Origin of the sequence: Glycomyces sp. TRM65418, from assembly GCF_019710475.1 — a bacterium.
Classification (GTDB): domain Bacteria; phylum Actinomycetota; class Actinomycetes; order Mycobacteriales; family Micromonosporaceae; genus Glycomyces.
In genome coordinates this window covers 1-9626 of record NZ_JAJFAX010000019.1, presented here as the reverse complement: position 1 = coordinate 9626, position 9626 = coordinate 1, and the positions used below count along the sequence as shown (strand labels likewise).

At 68.2% G+C, this 9626-nt stretch carries 7 protein-coding genes; all 7 read right to left on the bottom strand.

Annotated elements, in window-relative coordinates; genetic code table 11:
* Window positions 1-222: 222 nt before the first annotated feature.
* The 7 genes from K3N28_RS23130 to K3N28_RS23100 all read right to left on the bottom strand — a co-directional run bounded on the left by K3N28_RS23130 (window position 223) and on the right by K3N28_RS23100 (window position 9601).
* The gene (locus K3N28_RS23130; RefSeq protein WP_228095262.1) at window positions 223-1524 is read right to left on the bottom strand and encodes an RICIN domain-containing protein; all 1302 of its coding nucleotides are present in this window, start codon (window positions 1522-1524) and stop codon (window positions 223-225) included.
* A 208-nt stretch (window positions 1525-1732) separates the two neighbouring features.
* Window positions 1733-2734 carry a LacI family DNA-binding transcriptional regulator gene (locus tag K3N28_RS23125; protein ID WP_228095260.1) on the bottom strand — a complete coding sequence of 334 codons (1002 nt, stop codon included), beginning with the start codon at window positions 2732-2734 and terminating at the stop codon, window positions 1733-1735.
* A gap of 95 nt (window positions 2735-2829) precedes the next feature.
* Window positions 2830-4452: a glycosyl hydrolase 53 family protein gene (locus tag K3N28_RS23120; protein WP_228095258.1), complete on the bottom strand. Its 1623-nt coding sequence runs from the start codon at window positions 4450-4452 to the stop codon at window positions 2830-2832.
* A gap of 92 nt (window positions 4453-4544) precedes the next feature.
* The gene (locus K3N28_RS23115) at window positions 4545-5447 is read right to left on the bottom strand and encodes a sugar ABC transporter permease (RefSeq protein WP_228095256.1); all 903 of its coding nucleotides are present in this window, start codon (window positions 5445-5447) and stop codon (window positions 4545-4547) included.
* Between the two features lie 2 nt (window positions 5448-5449).
* Window positions 5450-6877, bottom strand: a complete 1428-nt coding sequence (locus tag K3N28_RS23110; protein ID WP_228095255.1) for a carbohydrate ABC transporter permease — start codon at window positions 6875-6877, stop codon at window positions 5450-5452.
* 12 nt (window positions 6878-6889) lie between these two features.
* The gene (locus K3N28_RS23105) at window positions 6890-8200 is read right to left on the bottom strand and encodes an extracellular solute-binding protein (protein ID WP_228095254.1); all 1311 of its coding nucleotides are present in this window, start codon (window positions 8198-8200) and stop codon (window positions 6890-6892) included.
* Window positions 8201-8629: 429 nt separating this feature from the next.
* Window positions 8630-9601, bottom strand: coding sequence for a rhamnogalacturonan acetylesterase (locus tag K3N28_RS23100; RefSeq protein WP_374209868.1), 972 nt, complete (start codon window positions 9599-9601; stop codon window positions 8630-8632).
* Window positions 9602-9626: the final 25 nt, after the last annotated feature.

Sequence of the window (9626 nt, the reverse complement as noted above, 5' to 3'; positions counted from 1 at the left end):
TTGAACGGTGAGAAGACGAAGAAGGTCGCAGCGGCCACGACGGCCGCCGCCAGTGCCGACAGCATTTTCAGCCGTCGAGTGAGAGAAAGACGCATTGATCGCTCCGTGCGTAGTGGGTTGCGGGCCACTCGGCCGAGACGGTCTCCGGCACCGGGTGCCGGGAGGCCGGGCGGGACCGCCGCGGCCGAGTGGACTGAATCGTTCTAAGCTGGCGGTCGCTGCTCAGACCGCTTGGCGCGTGAACCGCTGATTGTCGTTGCCGGTGTAGGTGTACTGGGTGATGCGGGCGCCGTCTGAAGTGGAGTACTCCCAGACGTCCATGGCCAGGCCGGACTGTCGGTTGATGAGGCTGACGACACCGCCGCCGTGTTCCATGATGCGCCACTGCTGGCTCGCGGCGCCGGTGTCGGACTGCTGGGTGATGTCGGCGCCGTTGCTGTTGCTCGCGACCTGGAGGACCAGGCCCGAGTGGCGGGCCTTGATCTTGACGTGGCCGTCGCCCGCGTCGATGAACTCGAAGTGCTGGTTGGTGCGGCCGGTGGACGACCACTGGATGAGCTTCGCCCCCGCCGCGGTGGAGACGGCGTCGATGTCGGCGACCTTGCCGCTGTGCTGCGCGGTCAGGCGGTAGATGCCGGGGCCGCTGGGTGTCTCGCCCAGCTGGGCCTCCCACCGGGTGTTGGAGCCCGCCGCGTCGGACGGGAGGCGGTCGCGGGCGGCGGTGTCGCCGTACATGGTCCACCGCGCCCAGTCCACGACGGTCGTCGGGAAGCGCTGGTCGCTCCAGAAGCTGGTGTGGCTGCCGCCGACGAAGGTGAGGAAGGCCTTGGGCCAGGTGATCTCGTTGTACGCCTGCCGGGCCGAGGAGTACTGGGTGGTCGAGTCCCGGTCGCCGTGCACGAACAGGACTTTGGCGGAGACCGAGCTCGAGGGGTTGCCCATGTCCACGCAGGACTGCGGGTTGGCGGAGACGATCCGGCTGTCGGGCCAGGACGTGAGCAGGCCGTGGGTGGTCATGCCCCCCAGAGAGTGTCCGGAGACGCCGACGCCGATGTCGGTGCGGATGCGTCCGGCCAGCGGCCCGCTCGTGTTGAGGGCCAGGGTGTTGGTGATGATCTGCGAGACGTCCTTGGAGGTGTTGCCGTTGTTGACGTCGCTGAAGTTGTGGTTGAAGTGCGGCGCGGGGACGATGAAGCCCGCCTCGGCCAGGCGCCGGATGATGAACAGGGAGTTCTGCGGGCTGCTGCCGTACCCGTGGGTGAAGTTGTAGACGGGGAAGACGCCGTTGGCGGCCGGCGCATCGGTCACCGGGTTGCCCCCGGCGGTGCCGATGGCCGGGTAGTACACGTAGGTGGTGCAGGGGCGTGAGCCTCGCGACCAGTTGTACCGGCGCACACCCACGGCGTACGGATTGGCCGGCGCGGGATCGGCGAGCGCCTGGCCCGTACCGAACAGGGATGCGGCGCCCGCGCCGAGCATCCCGGCGGCGCTGAGGCCGAGGAACGTCCGTCGTTGCATGGTCATTGAGAACTCCTTCGAGGAGGGCGGTGAGGGTCGCCCGTGAACACCGGTGTCGAGCACTGGGATCGTTCACAGCGAAGACCATTATATCGATACATCGGAATATAGTCAAGTTCTTCGATGTCTTGATCCTTATGCGGGTATTAGGCAAGTTTGTTCAGAAATATACTGTCTCGATACGGCCCTGTCGTCCATAAGGCACTCTCCTGGATCAGGCACTGTCGCGGACGATCAGTTCGGTCGGCAGCACGGCTGACTCGACCTGCTGCTCGTCGAGGAGGGCGATGAGGAGGCGCACGGTCTCCTCGGCGACCTCCGCCAGAGGTTGGCGGATGGTGGTGAGCATCGGATTGGTCGCGGTGGCGATCGCCGAGTCGTCGAAGCCGACGACGGCCACGTCGCCGGGCACGCGGCGGCCGGCGGTGCGCAGGGCCTGGAGGGCGCCGGCGGCCATGAGGTCGGAGGCGACGAAGACCGCGTCCAGGTCGGGGAAGTTCCGCAGGAGCTCGTGCATCGCCCGTTCGCCGCCCGCCTGGGTGTAGTCGCCGTAGACCAGCTTGCGCTTGGTGACCTTGCGGCCCAGCACACTCGTGAAACCCTCCATCCGCAGTGCGCCGCCGGGCGTGTCGAGCGGACCCGTGATCATGCCGATCCTGCGACGCCCCTGGTCGACCAGGTACTGCGCGGCCTGCCGGGCGCCGCCGCGGTCGTCGGCCGCGGCGTACGGGATGACGCTCTCGTGCCCGAGCACCGCCCCGCACGCCACCGCCGGGACGTGCGAGCGCTCGACGGCCTCCAGGAGCGGATCGCCCTCATGGGTCGAGATGAGGAGCGCGCCGTCGGCGTGGCCGCCGCGCAGGTAGTGCGCGACCCGCTCGCGGTCGCCGTCGTCCCCGGCGATCATGAGCACCAGCGACATGTCGCGCTCGGCGAGGCGATTCGTGGCCGCCCGCATCAGGACCGAGAAGTTCGGGTCCTCGAACAGCCGCTCCTGGGGCTCGGAAAGGACCATGACGACCGAGCCGGTGCGGCTGGTCTTGAGGCTCCGCGCGGCCCGGTTCACGACGTACCCCGTCTCGCTCACCGCTCGGCGCACGGCGAGCTCGGCCGCGAGCGAGACGTTGGTCTGTCCGTTGAGGACGCGGGAGACCGTGCCCCGCGAGACCCCTGAGGCCTCGGCGACGTCGTTGATCGTCGGTCGTTTCCGTGTCACGTTCCCGAACTCTTCCTTGGTTGCAGTGGCGGCACCGCCCGTTGCCGACCGGCGGGAAGGCCGCCCCCGGCTCGGGCGGGCCTTCCCGTCGGCGGTCACCCGGTGCGGTGCAGGCTCACCGAGTCGACGTTGATCCAGTTCCCGGCGTTCGCGTTCGAGTAGAACCCGACCTCGATCTGCCCGTTCGTGACCTGGACGCCCGTGATGGACACCTGCGTCCACTGCGAGGCCACCGGCAGGTCGGCCTGCCGTTCGCTGCCGCCGTATCCCTTGGCGTACATGCGCGCGGCGTTCTGGCCGCCGCCGTTCATGACCCAGGCCGTGAGCGTGTAGGTCCCGTTCGGGACGCTGCGCGACTGGTAGGTCGAGACGACGTACGCGCTGTTCTTCCAGTGGGTGAACTTGGCGCTGCCCTGATGGATGCTCCCCCGCGTCTCCCGGAAGGCGGCGTCCGTGTTCGTGCTGCTCTGGGCCCAGACGTTCCAGCCGCTCGCGGATCGCCCGCTGCCGGATTCGAAGCTCCCGTTGGTCAGCACGTTCTCACCGGCCCCGGACCCGCCGCCACCGGTGATCTCACCGAAGAAGTCCAGCGTGGGCAGCTTGTTGCCGTTGTGGTCGAACAGGGTCTGGTTGTCCCACGAGTTGCTCTGGCCCGCATGGTCGTTGATGTAGGTCATGCCGGCCGAAGTGGCCCAGCTGGTGTCGCCGGTCCACGCCGCCTCCCACCAGACCAGGCCGCGTCCGCGATCGTTCGGGACGTCGGCGATGGCGTCCTGCAGGTCGCGCAGGAACTGCGTCTGGCCCTGCACCGTGGCCGGGTAGCCCGATTCCTGGGCGTGGCTGCTGGTGAAGATGTTGCCGCGCCCGTCGCCGTCCGCGAGGGTCCAGGCGTAGGCGGTCTCCACGACCATGACGTCCTTGCCGTAGCGCGCGGCGACGTCGTTCATGTTGGTCCGCAGCTGGTTCATCGTGCCGTGCCAGTACGGGTAGTAGGACATGGCGATGATGTCGTACGGGACGCCCTGCGCGCGGGCGTTGTCGAACCAGTTGCGGTAGGCGCCGTTGTTGCCGCCGCGGTCGAGGTGCAGGGCGATCTCGATGCCGCTGCCGCCCTCGTGGACGCCCGCGATGCCGGCCTTGAGCAGGCCGCCCAGCTGCGACCAGTTGGAGGTGCTGCCGGTGGGCTGCAGCATGCCGTTGGTGATCTCGTTGCCCACCTGCACGATGTCGGGCTTGGCGCCCGCGGCGGTCATCTGGGCGACGACGTCCCGCGAGTACGTGCGCACTGCGGTGGTGAGCTGGCTGTAGGACAGGTTCTGCCAGGCCTTGGGCTTGATCTGCTTGCCCGGGTCGGCCCAGAAGTCCGAGTAGTGGAGGTCGAGGAGGACGTCCATGCCGAGGGCCTTGGCGCGCTTCGCCAGCGCGATGGTCTTCGTCAGGTCGTTCGTGCCGCCGCCGTAGGGCTGGCCGGAGGCGCTGTACGGGTCGTTCCACAGCCGCAGCCGCACCAGGTTGGCGCCGCTGTCGGCCATGATCTGGAGGGCGTCGCCCTGCACGCCGTCGTCGTAGAAGCGTTCTCCACTGGCCTCGACCTCGGCGAGGGTGCCGATGTCGACGCCCATGTAGAAGTCGTCTCTGACGGCCTGGGCCGGGGAGGCCGCGGCGAACGCGACGAAGCTCATGGCGGCCGCCAGGGCCACCGCGATCATCCGTCTCATGTGTCGCTCCTTTGCGATCGGGGGTCGGGCGCCGAGGGGCGCCCGCTGCGGCGGCGGGTCGCCGCCGACGAAGTCTGGATACGGCTCAGGGCTCATCCCTTCTCCGCGCCCGCCATGGCCCCCGTGACGAGGTGGCGCTGCAGGACGATGTAGAGGATCGTGATGGGCACGGCGAGGACCACCGCGCCGGCGGCGAAGGTGGTGAAGTCGTTGCTGTACTGGTCGGTGATCATCTGGAACAGGCCCAGGGCCACGGTTTGCTTGCTGTTGCTCTGCAGCAGCAGGCGCGGGAGGATGAAGTCCATCCACGGGACCGTGAAACTGGTGATGGCCACGAAGGTGAGCATCGGGCGCATGAGCGGCAGCACGATCCTGCGGAAGATCGTGAGCCGTCCCGCGCCGTCGAGGGCGGCGGCCTCGTCCAGGCTTGCGGGCAGGTTGTCGGTGTAGCCCTTCATGAGCCAGGTGTTGTACGGCAGGGCCGCGGCGATGCTGACCAGGGCCAGGCCGGTGAGGGAGTCGAGCAGGCCGAAGTTGAGGAACAGCATGTAGACGGCGATGGCGGTCAGGAAGCTGGGGAACATCTGGAGGATGAGGATCCCGAGCATGCTGGCTTTTCGCCCGCGGAAGCGGATGCGGGAGAACACCCAGCCGCACAGGGCCGAGAGCGCGACCGAGCCGACCATGTTGAGCGTGGCGACGTAGAGCGAGTTGAGGTACCAGCGCCCGTAGTCGGTCTGGGTGAACAGGTGGATGTAGTTGTCGAGGGTCGCGTTCTCGGGGATGGGGGTGGCGTTCGCCAGCCCCCCGCCCGGGCCGAAGGAGGATCCGACGACCCACATGAGCGGGTAGATCACGATGACCGCGACGACGAGGAGCTGGAGGTGCATGAGCGCGGTGGTGACGCCTTCGCGCACCCGCTGACGGCCTTCGACGGTCCCGCCGCGGCGGGGAGCGGGGGGCCGGTTCCCGGTCTTCGCTGGAGTGGCGGCCATGTTCAGAGCTCCCGGATCGCTTTGGTGCGGTTGAGGTTCAGCACCGAGATGGCGCCGACGATGAGGAAGATGACCAGGCTCATCACTGCGCCGATGTTGTAGAGGCGGTTGTCGAGCGTGAGCTTGAACAGCCATGTGACGAGGAGGTCGGTGCTGCCCGCGAAGCGGTAGTCCACATTGTCCGGACCGCCTTCGGTGAGGAAGTAGATCACCCCGAAGTTGTTGAAGTTGTGCACGAACGACAGGATGATCAGCGGGGTGACCGTCCGCTGGACGATCGGCACGGTGATGTAGCGGAACTGCTGCACCGGTCCGGCGCCGTCGATGCGGGCGGCCTCGTAGTAGCTGTCGGGGATGTTCGCGAGAACGCCGCCCACGAGGGCCATGAAGAACGGGAAGCCGAGCCACAGGTTGACCAGGAGCGCGACGCCCCGCGCCAGGTTCGGCTGGGTCGGGTCGGTGAACCAGTAGACGCGCTCGTCGGTGAGGCCGATGTCGACCAGCCATTGGCTGACGGGCCCGAACTGGCCGTTGAACATCGAGCGGAACACCAGGGCGGACACGATGGCGGGGACGGCCCAGGGCAGCAGGAAGACCGAGCGCCACATGCGCGGGAACCTGATCCTCCGGCTTGCCAGCATCACGGCCAGGAGCAGGCCCGCGGCGTAGGTGGTGACCGTGGCGAGCACGGCCCACACGAGGGTCCAGACGAGGATCCCCGTGAACGTCGCGGTCCAGGAGGGGACGGCGAAGATGGTCGCGAAGTTCTCGAAGCCCACCCAGTGGACGAGGTTCTTCGGCGGCAGGTTGTCGCGGTTGTAGTCGGTGAACGCGACGAGGATCCCGAACAGCACCGGCAGCACCGACATGAAGACCAGGAGGATCAGGCCGGGCGACAGGACAATGTAGGCGAAGGCGCCTTCCCAGATGCGTCCGAAGTAGACGCGCGAGGATTCGGCGGCGCCGCCGGTGTTCAGGGCGGCCCGGTAGCGGGCGGCGTCGCGGATGCTCCAGATCCAGATGATGGCGAGCAGCGCCAAGGTCAGGAAGGCGATGAGGCCGTTGGCCATGAGGACGATCGAGTTGTCGCCCTCGGTCAGGCCGGTGAGGGTCATCTCGCGCGGCTGCGTGCCGAGGGTGGTCAGGCCCCACAGGCCTTTGACGAAGAAGCCGCCGTTGGATCGCGGCGTGAACTCCATGCCGGCGTAGTAGTTGCCGGTGGCGATCTCCCAGACGACGGCCCCGGCGAAGAACGCGAAGAAGAACGCGGCCTTGCCGGCCTGGCGGTTGATCAGTTGGCCGGCCCCCCACACCAGCGCCGAGGCGAGGCCCGGCACCGGCGCGGGGGTCCCGGGGCCCGCCCGGCCCGGACCGCGGGGGGCGCGGTCCGGGGCCGGAACGGGGTGCTCGGAGGTCTCAGTGGTGGTCACTGCGGTCGGTCCCTAGATTCCGTGCAACTCGTTGTAGGTGGTCACGGCCTTCTCCTGTGCGGCGGCGGAGTCGGACAGGTCGTCCCACACATCGGTGACCATGGCGTCGCCGACCTCCCAGAAGTACTCCGGCACCTGCGGGATCAGCTCGGCGTTGGCCGACTGGGCCACGATGCCGGCCACGTGCGGGTCGTCCTCGATCCCCTCGATACCGGCGAGCAGGTCGGCGTTGAGGGCCGGGATCTGGCCGGTGGCGGCGTAGACGGTGGCGGCGCCGGCGTCGGAGGCGAGGAAGTTGGCGAAGACGCGGGCCGCGGCCGGGTGCTCGGAGTATCCGGAGACGGCGGCGACGTGCATGCCGGCGAAGGAACCGGCGGTCTCGCCGCCTTCGACGGTGGGCAGGGTGGTCACGCCGTACTCGAAGCCGTTGGCGGCGGCGCCCTCGTCGAAGAGCGCGAAGCTCCAGGGTCCGGTGATGACGTACGGGGTCTCGCCCTTGGCGAAGCCCTCTTCGATGGTCTCCCAGGTGCTGTCGGCGCTGGGGACGTTGTAGATGTCGCGCAGGCCGGCGTAGTAGTCGAGCGCGGGGGTCAGCGCCGGGTCGTCGAATCCGGGCTCGTCCACATTGCCGTCGGGGTAGACCTGCCAGCCCATGGCGGACAGGATCGGGTAGGCGCGATAGATCTCCATGGTGGACATGCGGATCGTCCAGCGGTTGGTTCCCGGGTCGTTGTACTCGGCGGCGAGCGCCTTGATCTCCTCCCAGGTGGCGGCGGGCTCGGAGGAACCGGTCAGCTCCTGGAGCAGTGTGGTGTTGTAGATGAGCCCGAGCGATTCGGTGGTCACGGGGACCGCGTGCATCTGGTCGTCGACGGAGACGACGCTGGTGAAGGCCTCGCTCATCCGCTCCTGGAGCACGTCGGAGTATTCGCCGAGGGGAGCGGCGGTGCCGTCGTCGATCGCGTTGGGGATCTCGTTGTAGAAGGTCATGAAGACGTCGGCACCGGTCCCGGCCTCGCCGGCCAGGGCCATCTTGTCGACGGCGTCGTGCTTGCCGACGAGCTCGTACTCGATCCGCATGTCCGGGTATTCGTCCTTGAACTCCTCCTTGAAGGCCGCGATGACGGCCTCGGCGAGGTAGTCCTCTTCGAACCAGACCTTCAGCGGCACTGCGCCGGAGGCGACGTCCTCCTCGATGACGTACTGCTGGGACTCCCCGTCCCACTCCAGTTCGGAGGCCTGCTCCTCTTCGGCGGGACCGCCGCAGGCGGCCAGTCCCAGCGCGGCCGCCGCCGCGACGGCGACAACTCCTCTGCGTCGCATGCTGTGTCCTTGTCTCAGTCGAGGGATGCTGCCGCTGGAGTCCACCGGCAGACTGTGAACGTTTACATCAAGGTAGCGACATGCATCACTGAAAGCAAGCGCTGTTCACCCTTTATGCGGCATTTAAGCCAGCATTGTTACGATAAAAAATTCCCGAGCCAAGGCGTCATTCGTCTCTGACACCGGTTGCCGGCCTTGAAAGGGCTGATATGCGTGCACGTTCACAGCGCTTTCGGGGAAGGCGACCGGTCGGCCCCGCGTTGTGGGCCCGGTGCCGCCGAGGCCGTCTGCCGTCCCGGAGAGGTCGCGCTACGGCGCTTGAGGACGGTGCCGGGACGAGGACCCCGGCGGGGGAAGGGGATCGATTCGCAGGCGACGGCTCTCGCCTGCGCCCGAACGCCTTCCCGATCGCGCCGAGGCCCTCGCCGATCAGCGGAAGAGACCGGTGGGAAGCGTCCCCTGCGTGCGCATCTCACCGAGGACGAGTCGAGCGAACTCCGTGGCGCCTCGCTCGGACATGTGCGTGTTGTCGCCCGCCTCGTCGGTGAGGAACAGGGCCTTGGAGCCCTCCGGGCCCCTCTGCTCCACCAGCCGCTTGCTCAGCGCGGTCAGGTCGATGAGGGCCACGCCCTGCTCCTGAGCGAGTCGGCGCATCTCGGCGGGGAGGTTGACGCCGAGCCCGTTGACGTGCAGGGCCGTGCCGTTGTTCAGCGTCCCGTCGGCGTTGAACGAGCGGCGGACGACCGGCGTGACGAGGACGGGCGTGCCGCCCTCGGCTTCGACGCCGTCGATCAGCCTCGCCAGGTTGGCCCGGAAGGTCGAGGCGTTCGTCTGCTTGTCGTTGTGCCCGAACTGGATGAGCACCACATCCCCGTCGTTGACGAGCGGGCGCATGGTCGGGAAGAGCCGCGAATTCGACAGGAACGAGCCGGAGCTCTCTCCGGAGTCGGCGTAGTTCGCGACCGACAGGCCCTGCGTGAAGAACTGCGGCAGCTCCTGACCCCAGCCGGTGTACGGGCGGGTGGACTGGTCGCAGACCGTGGAGTCGCCCGCGAGGAAGAGCTGCCGGGTCCGAACGGGAGTGACGGTGAGCTCGCTCAGTCGCGGCGCGGCGCCGCCGAAGTAGAGGTCGAGGCCGGGACTGCCGGTGGATCCGGTCGGCTGCCCCTCCGGGCTGCGCACGTTCACCGTGAAGCGTTCCGTCTTCCGCTCGCCGGCGGCGGTCGTCGTCGCGCCGAGCATGGTGCGCCGGGCCTCGGCCGTGACGACGGTGGATCCGGCCGTGCTGCCGCCGAGAACGGCGGTGACGTCGTGCGTCCCCGGGGCGACGTCGAAGTGGCAGCGGATGGGCGCGGTGCCGGTGCATTCCTGGAGGCCGCCGCCGGGCTCGCCGTCGTCGATGGGGATGAGTTGGAACTGCTGGTTG